9 protein-coding genes, 1 tRNA gene, 3 rRNA genes and 2 pseudogenes are annotated in these 20004 nt (G+C 35.1%); 9 read left to right on the forward strand and 6 right to left on the reverse strand.

Annotated elements, in window-relative coordinates:
- Window positions 1-102: 102 nt before the first annotated feature.
- Window positions 103-2937 (reverse strand): hypothetical protein, encoded by a 2835-nt coding sequence (locus CLAVI_RS00690; RefSeq protein WP_194843667.1) that lies wholly within the window; start codon window positions 2935-2937, stop codon window positions 103-105.
- A 310-nt stretch (window positions 2938-3247) separates the two neighbouring features.
- Between CLAVI_RS00690 and hctA the strand changes: the two genes are divergently transcribed.
- Both hctA and yajC read left to right on the forward strand, forming a co-directional pair.
- Window positions 3248-3652, forward strand: coding sequence for a histone H1-like protein HctA (gene hctA / locus CLAVI_RS00695; protein WP_194843668.1), 405 nt, complete (start codon window positions 3248-3250; stop codon window positions 3650-3652).
- Between the two features lie 190 nt (window positions 3653-3842).
- Complete coding sequence (yajC, locus tag CLAVI_RS00700) at window positions 3843-4253, forward strand: preprotein translocase subunit YajC (protein ID WP_194843669.1); 411 nt, start codon at window positions 3843-3845, stop codon at window positions 4251-4253.
- A 54-nt stretch (window positions 4254-4307) separates the two neighbouring features.
- Here yajC and htpG read toward each other — a convergent pair whose 3' ends face one another.
- A complete protein-coding gene (gene htpG / locus CLAVI_RS00705) occupies window positions 4308-6143 on the reverse strand; it encodes a molecular chaperone HtpG (RefSeq protein ID WP_194843670.1) in 1836 nt (611 codons plus the stop codon).
- 311 nt (window positions 6144-6454) lie between these two features.
- Here htpG and CLAVI_RS00710 point away from each other — a divergent pair, with 311 nt between their 5' ends.
- On the forward strand, window positions 6455-7630 hold the full coding sequence (locus CLAVI_RS00710) for a hypothetical protein (protein ID WP_194843671.1): 1176 nt from the start codon (window positions 6455-6457) through the stop codon (window positions 7628-7630).
- 168 nt (window positions 7631-7798) lie between these two features.
- On the opposite strand, the gene rrf is transcribed toward CLAVI_RS00710, so the two are convergent.
- From rrf to CLAVI_RS00725, 3 genes are all read right to left on the reverse strand, one after another.
- Window positions 7799-7913 (reverse strand): 5S ribosomal RNA (gene rrf, locus CLAVI_RS00715).
- 147 nt (window positions 7914-8060) lie between these two features.
- Window positions 8061-11011 (reverse strand): 23S ribosomal RNA (locus CLAVI_RS00720).
- A gap of 251 nt (window positions 11012-11262) precedes the next feature.
- A 16S ribosomal RNA gene (locus CLAVI_RS00725) occupies window positions 11263-12816 on the reverse strand.
- The 16S, 23S and 5S rRNA genes sit together here, the layout of an rRNA operon.
- Window positions 12817-13549: 733 nt before the next feature.
- Here CLAVI_RS00725 and CLAVI_RS00730 point away from each other — a divergent pair.
- The 5 genes and pseudogenes from CLAVI_RS00730 to CLAVI_RS00745 all read left to right on the forward strand — a co-directional run bounded on the left by CLAVI_RS00730 (window position 13550) and on the right by CLAVI_RS00745 (window position 17569).
- A tRNA-His gene (locus CLAVI_RS00730) sits at window positions 13550-13623 on the forward strand.
- A 179-nt stretch (window positions 13624-13802) separates the two neighbouring features.
- Window positions 13803-14069: pseudogene (locus CLAVI_RS05630) on the forward strand (DNA translocase FtsK 4TM domain-containing protein); the annotation flags it as partial.
- Between the two features lie 624 nt (window positions 14070-14693).
- Window positions 14694-16073: pseudogene (locus CLAVI_RS05635) on the forward strand (DNA translocase FtsK); the annotation flags it as partial.
- A gap of 3 nt (window positions 16074-16076) precedes the next feature.
- Window positions 16077-16901 (forward strand): MBL fold metallo-hydrolase, encoded by an 825-nt coding sequence (locus CLAVI_RS00740; protein WP_194843673.1) that lies wholly within the window; start codon window positions 16077-16079, stop codon window positions 16899-16901.
- A gap of 2 nt (window positions 16902-16903) precedes the next feature.
- Window positions 16904-17569 (forward strand): SET domain-containing protein-lysine N-methyltransferase, encoded by a 666-nt coding sequence (locus tag CLAVI_RS00745; protein ID WP_228547624.1) that lies wholly within the window; start codon window positions 16904-16906, stop codon window positions 17567-17569.
- A 13-nt stretch (window positions 17570-17582) separates the two neighbouring features.
- Here the strand turns inward: CLAVI_RS00745 and CLAVI_RS00750 are convergent, their stop codons facing one another.
- A complete protein-coding gene (locus CLAVI_RS00750; RefSeq protein WP_194843674.1) occupies window positions 17583-18161 on the reverse strand; it encodes a DUF8085 domain-containing protein in 579 nt (192 codons plus the stop codon).
- Window positions 18162-18467: 306 nt separating this feature from the next.
- Between CLAVI_RS00750 and CLAVI_RS00755 the strand changes: the two genes are divergently transcribed.
- Window positions 18468-19874, forward strand: a complete 1407-nt coding sequence (locus CLAVI_RS00755) for a hypothetical protein (RefSeq protein ID WP_194843675.1) — start codon at window positions 18468-18470, stop codon at window positions 19872-19874.
- Window positions 19875-20004: the final 130 nt, after the last annotated feature.

A 20004-nucleotide genomic window follows, 5' to 3' on the forward strand; every position in this document is an offset into this window, starting at 1 on the left:
AATTCATTCTTACCTTATGTTTTTTTCTTTTCCGCCAGAATCCGCCAGAACATAGCCTAACGTTATCTTTTTGCTTCTACAGAATAAACCTAAGGCCATCTTCTACTTAGGCAATAAAATATTAACTACTTCTGATAAAAATACATAATTATCATCTTCTACATCCACAAGTACATCTGGTAATTTTTTTGAAAAAGGTGTTGCTTTAGAAGGTAAGGCATTATCTGCATTACATAGACAACTCACTACTGCTTGATATTCTTTTTTATTAGAAAAAACCCACGCAAGCATACGCCATATATTAGCCAAATATGGATCTTGGTATAAATGATTATGAATATAATGCCCTATAACCTTACTGCTATGGCGTGTCACTTTATCGAATTCATTCAACGATAAGTAATACCTTGCTAACGAATAATCAACATTACGCAATATAGAGAGATATCCATGATCATCCAGCAATAATGATGCAAAAGGATGATTTGGAAGAGAAAAATCTGATAAAATCCCCTCAGAAATAGCAACTGCTTGCAACAGCCCTTTTGGATAATCTTTTGATACTGCAAGCCTTTCAGCTAATAATTCTTTAATACAATAATGAAAATAAGCCTGTCCTTTCAGTGCATTTCCACTAGGAGCTATAAACTTCTCTTCCTGTAAAGCTTCCTCTAGCAAAGATATAGCTATATGTACATCTGGTTCTTTATTTCCTAAAAAATAAAGAACCAGGGGCTGTAATAACGAGTGAGGAAATAAGTCTGAAAATTGCTGTAAATGTTCTTTAACTCCTTCAGAACCTTGCATATAATCTTGAAAAGAATACTCTAAAAAAAAACATTCATCAGCTAAAGGATAATAAGCGCACTCTTTCCATGAAAAATGATTAAGGGAAAGTAATTTTCCCCCATAAACACCTAATTTCGCTAAAAAAAGACGTAATTTTAATTGATACCGGCTCTTTTTTATGGAACCAAAAGCATCATATAACTCTGAAATAGCCTTTGCTTTAAGACCTTTCACAGAATATAACGCTGCCTTCATGTATTTTTCTATAAATAACCGATCTTCTAGTTCAAAATCTACTAATTGCAAAGATTTTAAAGCTTTAACCATCTTTTTTTGCTGATTATCTTTAATTATAATAGCAAAAATTCCCTCTAAATAATCACTTATAGGACCTTCTTTATGGTCTGTAAAAATACCTAATAATAAATCTTTAAGAGATCTCATTAAATCATCTTGCAATAATTGATAAATGCCATGAAGTGGCTCTAACAAAGAGCTTTGGCTAAAATGAAACAATAATTCTTCTGTAAGATTTAATAATCTTTCTTTTGCTGCAGTATTGGAATCAGAGGTATTCCTTAAGCTTCTAATCAATGTTTCTTCAAAATAATAGCTTTGCCTTCTTCCTGCCTGCAACTCTACTGAACCTTCTTCTAGATATAAAAAATCTCCCCCTGCAAGACTTTGACGCACAATCCAAAAACGATCTTGATCAGATAAATTATTAAAAAATTTTATAAGCTCATTGTGTTCTTTTAAAGAAACAACCATGCCCATCTCCTTCTTTAAACGAAGAACATAAGCAAAACCTACAACACCTTCTGATAAGCCATGATTCTTTGCAGCTTTAAAAAAAACATCCCCTGCTTTCATTAAACAATCTTGTTTAAGCTGTTTGTTAGAAGATTTTAAAAATAACTGAAGAAAAGTACATCCTAATAACTGTAAGCCTTCTCCAATAAAAATACCCTCAGCTTCTTCAGCTACCACTAAGGCTCTTCCTAAAAATTGAGCGGCCCTAAAAAACTCTCCTTTTGCATGCGCTAACCTTCCTTTTAAAAATAAAGGAGCAAAAACTTCTTTTTCATTTAAGGTTTCTTCCCATTTATGAATAATAGCAATCACCTCTTTATATGAGCCTTGCTGTAAGTAAATCTTAGCTGCAAGGAATGCAGCTCTTTTTTCTTCTTGTGATGTATATTTATTATCCCCTAGTAAGATATTTAATAAATGCAGCGCTAAATCATCTTTCTGACAAGAGTGATAATAAGCACCATCTTCTAAGAAAACCCTGTCCAATAAATCATTCCTATTCATAGGCTTCCCTGCCACTGTCCCATCTAAATTTTTACAAATTTTTTCATAATACTCAGCAGCATTGGAATACCCTGCTAATGCTTGTATATGCGTAGCACTTCCTAGATCTTTTTCTACAGATTCATTTTTTTTCAAATATGCCCAAGCAACATCTTTTTTTAATCGAGCAAGAAAAAATTCTTTCAAAGATAATTCTTCAAAACAAACAGGGTCTTTTGAAAATACATTCAATATTTTTTGATATTTTTCATAAGCTTCATCATAATTTTCCATGATTAACAAGCGCTGTGCGCTTTTTAATAATAAATCATAATTACTTCTTAGTGCTTCCTGTAAAACCTTTGAAAAACACTCATCCTGCAAGGACATATATGATGGGGATAAAAAGTCTTTTCTAGATTGTAGATAACGATAAAATTCTTCTGGTGAATGAGCTTGTGCATTTCTTTTCTGTAATTCTTCTTCAATAGAAAAACGAAGATTAGAAGAAATAGATAATTCCTGAATATTTTGTAAAATGGATAACCCACTTTCCTTCCTTTCATTAAGAAAACATAGTTCGGATAACTCAATTGCCAACCTCCCTAAAGTCTCTTTTTCTTGCGCATTTAAAGAATATACTGTTTCCATCATGATTTTTTGAAAAATAATAAGAGCTTGCTCAAGCGCCTTGCCATCAATATATTTTTTTAAAAGAAAGAGATTTCCCTCTTCTAAAGGCATTATTTTTTCAGAACAATACCCAAAAGTAGTGATACCAGTAATAGATAAGGTTAAAAGCAGAAGAAAAAATAGGCCTTTTATAAAAAAAACAATAAATGACAACCTCATCAACTATTCCTCAAAGGGTGAGTGTTTATGTAAACAATCTGAAAAAGCAATTATACTTTTCTTTAACCATACTCATATATCAAAAGCTAGTTCCTTTCATATTTATTTAAAAATTTGTAAAAACTCGTAAAAAAAAGATCATGATAAAAATAGGCCCCATAAGTTGTTTTAAAGAGGATAAAAAAAATGAAGCTTATTTCATTTTGAAATTCAAAAATATTTTTTTGAAAAAAGAGTTGCATAAATTTAAAGAAAGACACTAATTAAAGTAAGAAAGTGACTTTTTATTAAATAAACCAAGAGGAATATTATGGCTCTTAAAGATACATGTAAAATGATGCATGAATTGCTTGATGCAATTACCACGGACTTACCAAAAGCTGAAGATGGAAACAAAGCAGCTGCTCAACGAGTCCGGACCATGACCGTAAGGCTAGAAAAAGTAGCAAAACTATACCGTAAAGAGTCGATTAAATCAGAAAAATCCCCTGCTAAAAAACGTAATGCTACTAAAAAAACTGCTGTAAAAGCTAAAACTGCTGCTAAAGCTAAAACTGTGGTCAAGAAAAAGGCTGTAGCAGTCAAAGCTCCTGCAAAAAAAGTCGCTACAAGAACTGTAGCAACAAGAGTAGTGGCTAAAAAGCCTGTAGCTAAGAAAACTGTAGCTAAAAAACCTATTGCTAAAGCAGTAAAAAACAAAAGAGGAAAAAGATAGTATTTAGAAAAGCCCTTTCTTATCTTCTATTTTCTTTCCATTCGAAAAAGGAGAGTAACATCTCCTTTTTCATTGTTAATTTAATTTTTTCTAAAATGCTTGTGGATATTTAAGTGCATATCTTCTTGATCAGACCATCTTGTTCTGGTAATGTGTTTGCTATTACTATGTTCAATATTCGAGGAAGATTATGTTTAAATCCATATCATTTCTTACTTCTTTCGCGCTTTTATCCCTTCAAGGAATGTTATTTGCAGAAGAAGAAGTAAATCTCCCATCTCGTGGCTCTGTTTGGCAACCAGTTATTATGATTGGTGTTGCTTTAATGTTCTTTTATTTCATTATGTGGCGTCCTGAACAAAAACGTCGTAAAACTATGGAGCGTAAGCGTAGTTCAATGAAAAAAGGGGATCAAGTTACTGTAATGGGTATTATTGGTCATGTAGATTCTGTAAAAGAAAAAACTGTAATATTAAGATTGGTTGAAGGATCTAAAATGGAAGTAATGACAGCTGCTATTTCTGATATTCTTCCTTCATCATCTGATAAAGAAAGTTCTTCTGGATCATGTGCTGATGCTACTGCTTGCTCTGTTAAGTAAATTTTAGCTTATTTTCCGATTGTTGTGCAGCAAACACAACAATCGGAACATTGTTTATTTTTTAATTAATAATTCTAATAACTTCATTGTTCGCTTTAAAAACAACTCTACTCCTTCTAAGGTCTCTTCTCCTTGAGATAAAGCTGTAAGATCATAAATTTCTTTAACTAACAGCTCTGTTAATTCGCTATTATCTTTAAAATTTATGATATTTTTAATGAGGGGATTGTTGGAATTTAAAATTAACTGAGACTCCTGTAGCTGATTATTATTTTCTTCTTCTACATCAGCTCCTTGCATCTTAAAAGTATGTATTAACTCTCTTCTACGTCGCTCTTCTTCATTTATTACTAATAATGCTGGAAGATTGTCTGAAGATAATTCTTCAGAATTAATTTTTAAGGATTTTTTAGTAAGCACTTTTGTAAATAAATTTTCTACAGATGTTGAATTAGCAAATGGATTCCCATCTGCTTGTAAAAAAAGATCCTTTCCTTGTTTTGAGCTAATAATTTGATCAGTCATAGCGTCAATACGATAGAAAGAAACATTTAATTTTTTTTCTAGCATTCCCATAATTGCTGTTTCCACAATATGAGAAGCTCCTATCAATACTTCAATATTTTTTTTTTCATAAAGTTCGTTCAAAAACAAATTATTAATATTTTCAGCTGTATAATAGATAATCTTATCTCCTTTTTTTTCCAAATATTGCTCTAAAGAACTCCATTCTCCTGATTGGTTTTTCCATAATAATATATCTTTAAGACGATCATATAGCTTTGGATTTTCTAAAAGGCCAATCTTTATTATCATGCTTATGATTTTCCAGATCTCGATATAATGATTTCTATCGATGCTATATTGCTGCAGGAGCTTATCTATAATTTTTTTTGTAATATGGGTCGCTAACTGTTTAACATTAGAATTATGTCTAATAGAGCTTCTGGAAACGTCTAATGGAAGGTCTTGAAAATCCACCATACCTTGAATAATTTTTAAGTAATCAGGAAGTAAAACATTACCTTCGTTAGATACAAAAACCCGATGAGAATAAATATTGATACCATCTGATTTTGATGATCGTGCAGAAAGATCTTTAGGGAAATAAAGAATTCCTTTTAAAGAAAATGGATAATCCATATTTAGATGAACCCATAAGATTGGATCTTCTTTCGCAGAAAAATTCGCTCTATAAAATTCTATATATTCTAAATCTGAGACATCTGCAGGATTTTTTAACCATAAAGGTTGTTCCTTATTTATAAGCAATCCATCTAAATAAATTGAATGGGGTAAAAATTTACAAAATTTCTCTAATACTGCTTGAACCTTAGATGATTCTAAATATTCAGATGCATCAGGAGAGAGGTGCAATATAACATCTGTCCCATGAGTATCTCTTTCATCATCTGTTAAAGTATATTGAGAAGAACCATCACATTGCCACTTCACAGCTGTACTATTATTTTGATGAGATAAAGTAATAATCTCTACATGTTCTGCAACCATATAGGTAGAAAAGAACCCTAATCCAAAATGACCAATAATGCCACTATCTTCTGCCCCTTGACCATACTTTTCTATGAACTCTTTTGCTCCTGAAAAAGCAATTTGCCCTATATATTTTTCAACTTCATCCCCTGTCATTCCAAGACCATTATCTGAAAAAGCAATAGTTTTTTCTTTAGAATTAATGCTAATCTTTATGTAAAATTCTGACTCTTGAGAATCTGATTCTCCATTTCGCATTAATCGATTTAATTTTCCTATTGCATCACAAGAATTAGATACTAATTCTCGAATGAAAATATCATGCTCTGCGTACAAATGTTTTTTAATAATTGGTAAAATATTTTCTATATCTATGTACAGTGATCCTGTTTTCATAACTTTCTCCTTACATCATGATTTTTTATTAAAATTTAGATATGTTTAAATAATAAAATTAATAATTGTATTTAAATAAAACCAAATATTGAACATTTCATCAATGTTCTTTTTTAAAAAAAATAATGAGCATTAAAAGTAATTAAGAATAAATATATGTTTTTATATAGAAAAAATAATTTGTATATTATATAGGCATTAATATGTAACTTCTATATTATAGTGGTATTATTATGTATTTTTTTATATTACTAAATTATTAATTTTTAATAATAATTATCGCTTACACGTTGTAGGAATTGCTTTATAAAATGTCGATATTTTTTTGGTATCCAGTAATTTTTAAACATCATGGATATAAACCTTCCTGCTTATGGCAGCATGCCCTTAATGCTGTTGATCAATATTTTCATATTCATAAAAATTTTATATTCTTAGTTGATGAATCTATTGATTCCAACAAAAAAACTTCTCTACATCAAGGTGTCTTAGTAAAATCAGCCCCTTCTTCAAAAATTTTCACAGCCTGTAAAATTTTTACTTATCTAACTATTATTATTCCTTTAATAATGTTATTCGCAAAATTTTTACTTCGTTACTCTCATACATTTAAAGAAAGATCTATATTTTTTGATTCTATTAACAAATGCTCTTCTTTACCTAATTTAATCAATCCCTTTTCAAAAGACATTTCTTCTATTCTTGAAACACACTTTTTTAGCAGTATTACTGATCCTAATCAGTTAGATTTAGAAAATGTTATTAAAGAGCTATATGAACTAAAAGAGGATATTAATCAGAAAAAAACTCATCCTAATATTTATTATTATTATCCTGTTAGTCTTCCTCATATTCATTTTGAACTAAAAAGCTTTCCTGGAATTATCTTTAAAACCTATTCATCAAATAATGGACCTATAAGCGACTGCTCTTCTGAAGCTTATGTTAATGACTTCAATCAAACGTCAAAAAAATATTTAAAAATAAAAATAATAGAACAAAAGTTAAAGAAACAAAATTTTGACAAATTGATACTTCCTAAAAATAAACTTTTTACGATTAAGCATGCAGGACGAGAATATATTTATTTAGCAGAAGAAAAAATTACATGTGCTCCAAGTATCTATGCTAATAAGATCTGGCAATATTATGATGAAGAATTACAAGCTGCATTTATTCAACTTGCAAAATTTATAACCATAAATGGATTGGAAGATATCAGTCCTTCTAATTTTAGAGCTGTACGTTGTTGTGAAAATCAATGGAAGCTCGCTATTCTGAATAGTAACTGTCTAGTATTTTCAATTTTACCTACAGATTACTACTTTAATCAAGCATATCCTAATGGAATTATTGAATTAATAAATTCTTTGTATTCTAGAAAAAGTATAATTGCTGTAACAAATATATTTTCTTCAGCCATCCAAGCTACTCTACAAGAAACTGTGCTCTTAAGAATTCAAAAGCTTCAAGAACTTTCTTTTTAAGGGATAAAATTAATATTTAAGAAATATTATTTCTGTAATTATATGTTTTAAATATAATTTATAAGAATGATATACAAAACTTAGATAGTTTGTATTATCAATTATGATAAGCTCAAAGATATTCATAAAAACATCTTTTCAAGCCAATTATTTTTTAACAAAAAAAAAGCTTGGCAACAACCTAATCTCCCATACTCTTGTGTATAGTACCATCGGCGATAAAGGACTTAACTTCTGAGTTCGGAATGGAATCAGGTGTACCCCCTTCTCTATTGTCACCAAGCAAACTTTCGAATGAGTACACAATGATAATGAACAATTCACTCACACTAATTAACGCTTAAAGAACACTTTTGCTCTGCGTTAAATCTAATTTTAAAGATGATGTTTTTCACATGCTTTTGCCTATTCGGCTAAGAATATCACAAAAGAGATCAAGACAATCGACTGATTAGTATTGATTAGCTGAACGCATTACTGCGCTTACACCTTCAACCTATCTACCACCTAATCTAGATGGTGTCTCATGGGATACCTTATCTTGAGGGAGGCTTGGCGTTTAGATGCTTTCAACGCTTATCCTTTCCAGACGTAGCTACTCGGCTATGCTTTTGGCAAAACAACCGAAACACCATAGGTCTGTCCACTCCAATCCTCTCGTACTAGGAGCAGCTCCTCTCAAGTATCCTACGCCCACAAAGGATAGAGACCAAACTGTCTCACGACGTTTTGAACCCAGCTCGCGTACCGCTTTAATTGGCGAACAGCCAAACCCTTGGGACCTTCTCCAGCCCCAGGATGCGATGAGCCGACATCGAGGTGCCAAACCGCCACGTCGATATGAACTCTTGGTGGCGATAAGCCTGTTATCCCCGGAGTACCTTTTATCCGTTAAGCGACGGCGATTCCACTTTCCACCGCCGGATCACTAAGCCCGACTTTCGTCTCTGCTCGACTTGTAAGTCTTACAGTCAACCTGTTTTATACCTTTGCGCTCTACTCGTGATTGCCAACCACGATGAAACAAGCTTTGGACTCCTCCGTTACTTTTTAGGAGGATACCGCCCCAGTAAAACTGCCCGTCTAGCACTGTCCATCTTCCGGATTCACGGAAATATGTTAGATTCTCAACTCGTCAAGACTGGTATTTCAAGATTGACTCCAGCATTCCTAACGAAACGCCTTCCTAGTCTCCCAGCTATCCTACACATGAAAAGTCAAAAGCCAATACCAGAGTACAGTAAAGGTTCACGGGGTCTTTTCGTCCTGTTGCGGGTAAACAGCATCTTCACTGCTACTACAATTTCACCGAGTCTTTCGTTGAGACAGTGCCCAGATCGTTACACCATTCGTGCAGGTCGGAACTTACCCGACAAGGAATTTCGCTACCTTAGCACCGTTATAGTTACGGCGGCCATTCACCAGGGCTTGGGTTCAATGCTTTGCTCCGAAAAACTAACATATTCCTTTAACCTTTTGGCATTGGGCAGGCGTCACACCATATACTTCCCCTTAACAGGTTTGCATAGTGCTGTGTTTTTGCTAAACAGTCGCCTGGGCCATTTCTCTGCGGCCTCTCGACGCTCAAGTCGTTCGACAATCACCTCAAAAGGCTCCCCTTATTCCGAAGTTACGGGGATAATTTGCCGAGTTCCTTAACGAAAGTTATCTCGCGCGCCTTAGAATACTCATCCCGCCCACCTGTGTCGGTTTTGGTACGATTGCCAATCAGCAGCTAGAGATTATTTCTCGAAAGCATCGCGCTACACCATCAGTTCCTCCGAAGATTCCCTTTGGCTATGACCTGACCTTATGTTAACGGATTTGCCTATCAACCGATCTCATCATATCACGGACTCTTCCAATCGTCCGCGTGCTTAACTTACTCTGTCATCCCATTGCTATAGCTTTAGGCAGTGTAGGAATATTTAACCTACTTCCCATCGTCTACGCGTTTCCACCTCGACTTAGGGGTCGACTAACCCAGGGAAGACGAGCTTGACCCTGGAAACCTTAGGCTTACGGCGAGGAGGATTTTCACCTCCTTTATCGTTTACTCATGTCATGGATCCTCACTAGTATGCACTCCAGCGCTTCTTACGATACACCTTCAACGCAGCATACTACGCTCTCCTACCGCGCACCTAAAAATAGGTGCACCCGCGATTTCGGCTTTATGCTTTAGCCCCGATTATTATCGGCGCAACGATTCTCGATTGGTGAGCTATTACGCACTCTTTAAATGATTGCTGCCTCTAAGCCAACATCCCAACTGTCTTTGAACCATTACTTCCTTACTCACTTAGCATAAAATTAGGGGCCTTAATCGGCGGTCTGGGCTGTTCCCCTCTCGACAATGAAGCTTATCCCCCACTGTCTATCTCCCGGACTTGCTTTTGGTATTCGGAGTTTGATTTCCGTTGGTAAGCCGGTAGGCCCCCGCTAAAATTCAGTGCTCTACCCCCAAAAGCTTAATATCCGAGGCTAACCCTAAAGTTATTTCGGAGAGAACAAGATATCTCCAAGTTTGATTGGCCTTTCACCCCTATCCACAACTCATCCAAACCTTTTTCAACAGGTACTGGTTCGGTCCTCCACGAGGCATTACTCCCGCTTCAACCTGGTCATGGGTAGATCACTTGGTTTCGTGTCTACATCAAACGACTAATCGCCCTATTAAGACTCGCTTTCGCTTCGGCTCCGGAATGTCTATCCCTTAACCTTGCCGTTTAACGTAACTCCCTGACTCATCATGCAAAAGGCACGCCGTCAGCCATTTCTCTTAAAAAGAGACATAGGCCTCCGACCGCTTGTAGGCTACTGGTTTCAGGATCTATTTCACTCCCCTAACAGGGGTTCTTTTTACCTTTCCTTCACAGTACTGGTTCACTATCGGTCATTAACTAGTATTTAGCCTTAGAGAGTGGTCTCCCCAAATTCAAACCAGGTTTCACGTGTCTGGTTCTACTCAGGTACCGATATAAGTAAAAATCACTTTTCGTCTACGGGACTTTCACCCTGTATCATCAAACTTTCCAGAATTGTTCGACTAAATGATTTTATTCTTAATGTAATCGGCCCTATAACCCCAGGATTTAAAAACCCTGGTTTAGGCTGTTCCCCTTTCGCTCGCCGCTACATAGGGAATCTCGTTGATTTCTTTTCCTTTGCTTACTAAGATGTTTCAGTTCAGCAAGTATCGCCTTTCATGCCTATGTATTCAGCATGAAATGATAAGATATTAGTCTTATCGGGTTTCCCCATTCGGAAATCTCCGGGTCTTAACTTCTTTCCAGCTCACCGGAGCTTATCGCAGGTAATCACGTCCTTCTTCGCCTGTTAATGCCAAGGCATCCACCAATAGCCCTTATTAACTTGATCTCATAAATTTTATATAAATAAACATCCTTAAAATATAAGGATTCGCCGCAAAACAAGTATTCTTTAAGCGTTAATTATTGCAAGTGAAAAAACTTGAATACTTTAACTTTACTTACTTTGTTACTTTTATATTATGTACTTCACTCTTAGATGTATAGACATCTTAACAACACAAAGAAGACAAAATACAGGCTCAGCTAAAAGCTTGCCCAACCTTAGTCCAACTGCCGAAGCAGTCTTCCTTGTCCTTAAAAGGAGGTGATCCAGCCCCACCTTCCGGTAGGGCTACCTTGTTACGACTTCATCCTAGTCATCAGCCTCACCTTGGGCGCCTCTCTCCTAATAAAAGGTTGAGTCAACGACTTAAGGTAAAACCAACTCCCATGATGTGACGGGCGGTGTGTACAAGGCCCGGGAACGTATTCACGGCGCTATGGCTGACGCGCCATTACTAGCAATTCCAACTTCATGTAGCCGAGTTGCAGACTACAATCCGAACTGAGGCCGACTTTTGGGATTTGCTCCACCTTACGGTCTTGCTTCCTTCTGTATCGGCCATTGTAGCACGTGTGTCGCCCCAGACATAAGGGCCATGCTGACTTGACGTCATCCTCACCTTCCTCCTGGTTAACCCAGGCAGTCTCACTAGAGTTCCCACCCTAAGTGTTGGCAACTAGTGATAAGGGTTGCGCTCGTTGCGGGACTTAACCCAACACCTCACGGCACGAGCTGACGACAGCCATGCAGCACCTGTGTACCTGTCCTTTCGGAAGACGATATCTCTATCGCTGTCACGTACATGTCAAATCTGGGTAAGGTTCTTCGCGTTGCATCGAATTAAACCACATGCTCCACTGCTTGTGCGGGCCCCCGTCAATTCTTTTGAGTTTCACCCTTGCGAGTGTACTCCTCAGGCGGCATACTTAACGCGTTAGCTCCGGCACGAGTGGGGTTGAGTCCACTCACACCAAGTATGCATCGTTTACGGCAAGGACTACCAGGGCATCTAATCCTGTTTGCTCCCCTTGCTTTCGCGCCTCAGCGTCAGGATCAAGATAGAAAAGCGCCTTCGCCACCGGTGTTCTTCCACATATCTACGCATTTCACCGCTACACGTGGAATTCCCTTTTCTCCTCCCGACCTCTAGAAAGGCAGTATTAGATGCCTGTTCGGGGTTGAGCCCCGAGATTTAACATCTAACTTACCTTTCCGCCTACACGCCCTTTACGCCCAATAAATCCGATTAACGCTTGCACCCTCCGTATTACCGCAGCTGCTGGCACGGAGTTAGCCGGTGCTTCTTTACCTGGTACCCTCAAATTGACCTGATATTAGCAAGTCTTTCTTGTCCCCAAGCGAAAGTGTTTTACAACCCTAAAGCCTTCATCACACACGCGGCGTCGCTTCGTCAGGCTTTCGCCCATTGCGAAAGATTCTCGACTGCAGCCTTCCGTAGAAGTCTGGGCAGTGTCTCAGTCCCAGTGTTGGCGGCCAATCTCTCAATCCGCCTAGACGTCTTAGCCTTGGTGAGCTTTTCTCTCACCAACTAGCTGATATCCCATAGACTCTTCATCAACCACGAGGCCCAAAGGTCCCCCGCTTTAACGAACTCCAGATGCCTGGAGCCGCCACATTCGGTATTAGCGATCGTTTCCAACCGTTATTCCCAAGTTGAAGGCAGATTATCTATGTATTACTAACCCTTCCGCCACTAAACAACAACCGAAGTCATCGTTCCGTTCGACTTGCATGCCTCATCCACGCCGCCAGCGTTCAATCTGAACCAAGATCAAATTCTCAGTAAAAAAAAATATAATATAAATTAACGGATCTTTAAAAAAATCCTCACAAGCTTTTATTTTTTTGCTGGCTTGTATTTTGTCTTTTTTGTGTTGTTAAGAACAAGCTTTTCAGCTCATTATGCGTCCTTCGAAGAAGACGCTTTCGTTGTGAACCAAATGAATCAGTTCGATCAAGAAGCCAAGATACTACTAAAAAAGGCTTTTTTAATGCAATGCATTTTGAAAGAAAAAAAACAAAACCTTCATTTTTCTCTCTGTAAAACAAGAAAAAATATTCCCACTTCTGTTTATCTTTCATCAAGATTTTTGCAAAAAAAAATAAGCTTTCGCATTCATAAAAATATAAATTAAAATGCTTTTCACACATGCTTAAATGTAGTTTTCTTTTTTTTTGAAACTCAACTCTATGTAAACAAAAAACATATGATAATTTAAAAAACAGACTTATTTTGAATTTTTATGCTCTAAAAGTCCAAATTCCCTGCCTGAAACATTCTCTAAGAAACTATTCCTATTAAGAGGTTCTGCAATATTAAAGACACAAATCAGCGCACATAAAAACCTTATTTAAATCTAAAAATTTTCTATTCATTGGCAAAAAATTATTATCCCTCTTTAAATCTCAGACAATGACATTCCATCTATATATAATTCAGGCAATTTGATGCGTTTGTAATTTGACTTTTATTTTTTATCTCAGCACAATTATGTGCTTTAAGACCTCAGTTTGTTCATGGCGATCGTAGCTCAGTTGGTTAGAGCGTTGGATTGTGGTTCCAAAAGTCGCGGGTTCGAGTCCCGTCGTTCGCCCTCTTGTTATTACACTTCTTTCTATTCTTCTTTTTCTGTTATGTGTATATGATAGATACTATTTTAAAGGAAGACGACTTGTTCTCTTGTCGTGAAGTTTTTAAATGGCAAAAAAAAAACAAAATTCTTCTAGAGTAAAGTCCCCATCTGTTTCTATGCCTTTTAAAGCTTTGACTTTAATGGGATGGGCTCTTTTTTCTTCTCTTAGCATTACAAGCTATAAAGCATCTGCATCCTGGGAATCTAACTGGATTGGCGTTTTAGGCTGGCTTGTTGGCAAAATTTCCTTTTATACATTAGGATTAAATGCCTTTGGAATTCCTATTTTTCTTTGGTGGCTTGGCCTTTCTTTTCTTAGAACAAAGCAGCTTTCTTACCTTTTTAAAAAAAGTGTTTTTTATTTTGGAATGCTCTGTTGCTCTTCATTCATTCTGTCGTTTTTAGCTATTTATAACCCTAATTTAACTCAATCTTTTACACATTTTCTTGTATCTAAAAAACATCCACTCTTAAATACCATCGAACCTATTGCCTTACTTGGAGGAGAACCTTTTGCAGTTATCTATGGTGGAACTTCTCCTTATTCTTTTAAAAATGCGATTGGAGCAGTAGGATCTCTTATCCTTTTTACTAGCTTTGGTTTTATCTTTTTACTCTTTTTTCTTGGCATGACAAATTGTTTAAATACATTACGCAATGCATTTAACTTTTTTTTAACCAGTATTTTTTTTCCAAAAAAAATATGGGATTATATTTATAAAATAAGCAAAAAAAGTTATTTAGATGTGGTAAAATCTTCTCCACAAACAACAAAAATACCCTCTAATAATTTTTCAAAATCCTCTTTTCAAAAAACTACTATTCGATCATCCAATTTGCATAAAGAAACCATCCCAACACCACCAATAGAAACTCTTTCTATTTTTACATCTAAAGAACCCCAACGATCATCTAATATATTTTTAAAAAGCCACTCTTCAATTAATAAAAAATTTACAAACTCTACCTATGCATTTCCTCCAGCAGATCTATTAACAAAAGTCTCTTCTGAATCTAGCTTTAGTAAAAATGATATGAAAAAACAAGCGATGATTCTCAAAGAAACATTAGCTAGCTTTGGAATAGATGTAAGTCTTGGAAACATTGCCTCTGGGCCTACCCTTACTTCTTTTGAAGTGACGCCCTCTTCAGGAGTCAAAGTTCAAAAAATTAAAGCTTTAGAAAATGATATCGCCTTAAATATGCAAGCAAAGAGCATTCGTATTATCGCTCCTATTCCAGGAAAAGCAGCTGTTGGCATCGAAATTCCCAACCATCACGCTGAAGAAGTAAATTTTAGAGAATTACTAAATCTTTATCGTTCTGATGAACATCTACACTCTGTCCCCCTTCTTTTAGGAAAATTAAGTAATGGCGATCCCTTGTGGGCTGATTTAGCAAAAATGCCTCATCTTATAATAGCTGGCGCAACTGGTTCCGGTAAATCTGTTTGCATTAACTCATTAGTCATGTCCATTATCATGAATGCCTCTCCTCAAGAGGTTCGCTTAGTCATTGTTGATCCAAAAAAAGTAGAACTTACTGCTTATTCTTCTCTTCCTCATATGTTAACCCCCGTCATCACTGAAGCAAACTCTACATATAGCGCTTTACTATGGTTAGTTAAAGAAATGGAACTTCGCTATGAAATTTTAAGGCAACTTGGGCTACGGAATATTCATTCTTTTAACACACGTAAAAGAAATATTTCTTTTGAAACTGCCTTAGATTTAGATATTCCTGAAAAAATGCCTTACATTGTTGTTATTATTGATGAATTAGCTGATCTATTTTTATCATCTTCGCATGATATGGAAACTCCAATTATTAGAATTGCCCAAATGGCTCGTGCTGTAGGAATTCACATGGTTTTAGCCACTCAACGTCCTTCTAGAGAGGTCATTACAGGCTTAATAAAAGCTAACTTCCCTTGTCGAATAGCCTTTAAAGTTTCAAGCCGAGTGAATAGCCAAATAATTATAGATGATCCTGGAGCTGAATGTCTTATTGGAAATGGAGATATGCTATTTCTTCCTCCAGGAAGCGCAAATATTGTAAGAGCTCAAGGTACTTTTATCCGAGATGATGATATTAATGCAGTAATTAACTACATTTGTTCTAGATATCCTTCTGACTATTTAGTGAAATCCTTTGAAGAAGTATCTTTTTCTAAAAATACAAATCTAACAGATCAAAAAGGCGAAATACTTTTTGAACAAGCACGATCAATCATAATGGAAACAGGCAATGCTTCTACAACTTTTTTACAAAGAAAATTAAAAATTGGTTATGCCCGCGCTGCTGGCTTGATGGATGCTCTAGAAGATGCTGGTATTATTGGACCATCAGAAGGAGCAAAACCTCGAAGAATTTTATGCACAACTCCAAAAGAACGAGGACTAAAGGATTAATACATGGAAGGTTTTTTTTGCTTAGCCTCTGGATCTAAAGGAAACTGTCTTTATTTTGGATCACAAAATACTAAAATTCTTATTGATATTGGAATAAGTCGCTCTTCTATCATACAAAAACTTGAACAAATCAATGTAAAACCAGAAGAAATTTCTGCAATCTTGATTTCTCATGAACATGGAGATCATACTATAGGATTAAAAAGCTTTCTTTCTAAATATAACATTCCTGTAATTGCTAATTTAGAAACTGCCCATCGTTTTTGTGATGCGTTAGATGATATTCCTGATTTACATATTTTTTATACGGGAGAGATTTTTACCTGGAAAGACATTAAGATATTAACCTTTAATGTATGTCATGATGCAGTTGATCCTGTTGGATTTATTTTACAAACAGATACTTGTAAAATGGGCATCTGTACTGACTTAGGATATAGCACTTCTTTAATAGAAAAATATCTAGAAAATTGTGATTACCTTTATTTAGAAGCTAATCATGATATTCAAATGATTAAAATATCTTCTAAACCAGAATTTTATAAACAACGAGTACTTGGAAGGGAGGGCCATCTATCAAACGATGCATGTGCCACCTTACTTACCCATATTGCTCATGAAAATCTTAAACATGTTATACTAGCACATTTATCACAAGAATGTAACACTCCAGAAAAAGCCATTGCAGCTATTCATGAAGCATTTGGGGGCTGTCCTTTTTTTAAGTTATCTACTGCTCACCAAACAACAGGCAGTCCTCCTATCCAATTCTCACCCTCCTCTGATCTCATTCTTAATAAGGATCTTACTCTTTCTTGTAGGGATTAGATATGGATACTTCTTATATTAATACAATAAAACCTTTTTCAAGAAAATCCTCTTTAGTAAATCTTTCTCTCGATAAAGACCTATCTACCGCAAAATATTACTCAATAAGTCGCTTAGAAGAATTACTACAATTTTCTTACATTCCCTGCTTAGTATTTGAAAACTGGGAAACTGAAAAACGAATCAAAATGCTCTGTAAACATGCTCAAAAAAAAAATCTAATTCTTCCTAATGATCTATGGCTCGGAAAATTACATCACAAAGAAATTATTTTAGGACATATACCACCTATTAGTATTGGATGGCATGATTCAGGGATTGGATATGGGGTTTTTGCAAAAGAAGACCTTCCTGCTTGGTCTTTTTTAGGAGAATACTCTGGAATATTAAGAACTCAGCATAAATTATTTGGATTACAAAATGATTATTGCTTCCGCTATCCTCTTTCTCGTTCTATTTTTTCTTATTTTTCTTTAGATAGTGGCCATTTTGGATCTTTCACTCGTTTTATTAATCATAGCGATCATCCTAATGCAGAAGCCTTAAGTGTTTTTTGCAATAATATTTATCATGTAATTATTAGGGCAACAGAACCCATAAAAAAAGGAACTGAAATTACATATAATTATGGCCCTTTTTATTGGAGAAATAGAGAAAAAAGATTTTAAAAAAACGAATAAACTATCCATTATCTAATAATGTAGCAATTAAGTCTGCCCAACGTTGCTTACTAAGCAAGCTAACTATATTTTCTGCTTTTACACCCATAGAAGAAGCAAAACTTTTTATATCTGAATCAGAAAAATTTGCATCTTTAGAGAAATTTTCTTTCATCTTTTTTGTTAATACATTCCAAACCATTGTTCTATCTCGAATTTTAAGAAGATCTTTCTTAAGAGCTTCTTCTTTAAATACTGTTAATAAAACACGTAAGGGATGTGCTGTTTTAAGGTTACTTAATGCTTGCTTAAGCTCCCCTTCTGCTTTGGATAAAGTCCCTAATGATCCTTTTGCGCACAAATTCAAGATATAGGTCAGATCAGCCTTGACTGTTGCAGATAATTGCTTAGCATATTGTGCTCTTGTGCTATATGAATTATTTTTACTGCTCGTAAAAATATCTTTGAAACGTCCTGTTTTTTCAATAACTACGTCTTTTGTTTGATTTATAAGGGCTGGTGAAGCAGAAAGCTGCAGAGGCAAAATGGTTGATGTAATAAAAAACCAGACTATTTTTTTAGCAAAGCTTGTTAATTTCACAAAAAAAACCCATATTAAAGATGTTTTTAACGCCTTAATTAAGAAATTAAAATAATTCATCCTTAAATTAATAAACAATATGATTAGCATAGCAAATAAAAACAATTAAAATCAATCTTTCACAAAACAATTCATTCATCATCATATGATTTGATATTAATGATCATTGCAATTAACTCCCCATTATAACAATTATCTTAACGTTATCTTATTTCTTTTGTTGATTTGATATTCATATTTTTGATATCACAGAGAGCATCTCCCCCGCATCCTTTAAGCGTGGGCCAACAGCCACACAAGGTTTTCATGAGTACATTTCGCTCTATTTTATTCATGTTTTTTTTAATAACTACGTTTATTCATTCATCTTTACATGCTAATGCCACTACTAATCTTCCTTCATCAATAAAGCTTTCTATTAAAGAACTTAGTTCTGCTCGCCCTGGCTCTGAATTATTACTACGTAAGTACCCTGAGTTGTTTTGGCTCATTTCCAATGCTTCTGAAAACTCCAGTAGCCAACAAGCAAATGCTCCTTTAGATAAGGCTCTTAATGGATTGTTTCAGATCCGCAATTTCCTTGATGGCTCAAAAAATGCCTATCAGCGTTTTACCTCCTTACAAGAAGAGGCTCAGAAGCTTTCATTTCGTCAATACAAACAAATTCATATATTATTTCGCGATTTTATCTTAGAAAATCCAGCACTTAAACCTGAAGATGCTTTACGAGTTCTTGATACGGCCTTTATAATTGCTAAAATTAGTGAAGGAAAAAAAACTGCATCTGTATTTTCTCCTTTTTTCAGTATAACAGATGAAGAAACATTTTATAAAAAAGCACTTGCTGTTTTACATAAATTTCCTACCCTTTGCCCAACCTTTGGTAGATTACCAAAAAATTGTCAGAACGCTATTCTTGCATCTAAACAACTTTTACCCTTAAGCGATCCAAATTCTTTACAAGATTGCCGAAAATTACTTCTTCATGCAGAAAAAATAGATCTAGCAGGAGATAACTCCCTTTCGTCTAATTTAAGAACTTTATTATATTTTTTAAATGTGTCTACTACTGGACTTCAAAATGAGTTACTTTCTTCAAAAAGTTATACAGACCCTGTTCACAAAAACTTCATCTCTTTGCTTAGTTCTATTCAAGCAATGAAAAAAAATGGCATGAATGGAGAACAAGCTTTTTCTCTTTGTTTTCACCAAAGAGCTCAATCTTTAGGATTAAATTCATCAGATTCAGGAGATAGAGTATTGGCACAACTATGTAGCGCTCTTCAAATTCATGATGCAAAAGAAAGCTCTGCCCTTAAAGCTGCTTTTAAAGATTTTTCTAATGAAACTGTTGCTTCTGCGATCGCACATTTAGATCCTTTTCTTATCGGATGGGATTCGCCTCTGTCTTCTTCTGCTGTTAGTTTTCTTGCTTCTCTTTATCACAAAGAAAAATCTTCCAAAGCGTCTAATGATATAAATTTATATAATGCGATTAAGAATGGCCTTCCTCTTCTTTTAAAAGCTTTTTCTTTACATGAAACAATGATTGCATCGCACATGATTTCAGGTAAAACTGATTTAAAATTTGACTTTGCAGCTGATTTTGCATTAGCTCTAGAAGACTTATCTGTTTTAGAACTTAGTGATGTACAAATCACTAATAAAGGATATGTATTGATCAAACCAACTTCAGATATGACGATTACTTAAATTTTCTTAGAAGAAATATTATTATCCCCATTTTATTTATAAATTCTTTTCATTCCCTCACAACTATCCATAAAAGATAAAAAGAGTTGTTGCCCATAGTTATTTTTTATATACTCTCTTTTTATCATGA

It is taken from the genome of Candidatus Clavichlamydia salmonicola, assembly GCF_015356765.1.
GTDB classification, from domain to species: domain Bacteria; phylum Chlamydiota; class Chlamydiia; order Chlamydiales; family Chlamydiaceae; genus Clavichlamydia; species Clavichlamydia salmonicola.

What these genes read in the sequence shown, in the direction of transcription:
- CLAVI_RS00690 (WP_194843667.1), bottom strand. Translation starts at nt 2,937, where the DNA reads ATGAGGTTGTCATTTATTGTTTTTTTTATAAAAGGCCTATTTTTTCTT.
- hctA (WP_194843668.1), top strand. Translation starts at nt 3,248, where the DNA reads ATGGCTCTTAAAGATACATGTAAAATGATGCATGAATTGCTTGATGCA.
- yajC (WP_194843669.1), top strand. Translation starts at nt 3,843, where the DNA reads ATGTTTAAATCCATATCATTTCTTACTTCTTTCGCGCTTTTATCCCTT.
- htpG (WP_194843670.1), bottom strand. Translation starts at nt 6,143, where the DNA reads ATGAAAACAGGATCACTGTACATAGATATAGAAAATATTTTACCAATT.
- CLAVI_RS00710 (WP_194843671.1), top strand. Translation starts at nt 6,455, where the DNA reads ATGTCGATATTTTTTTGGTATCCAGTAATTTTTAAACATCATGGATAT.
- CLAVI_RS00740 (WP_194843673.1), top strand. Translation starts at nt 16,077, where the DNA reads ATGGAAGGTTTTTTTTGCTTAGCCTCTGGATCTAAAGGAAACTGTCTT.
- CLAVI_RS00745 (WP_228547624.1), top strand. Translation starts at nt 16,904, where the DNA reads ATGGATACTTCTTATATTAATACAATAAAACCTTTTTCAAGAAAATCC.
- CLAVI_RS00755 (WP_194843675.1), top strand. Translation starts at nt 18,468, where the DNA reads ATGAGTACATTTCGCTCTATTTTATTCATGTTTTTTTTAATAACTACG.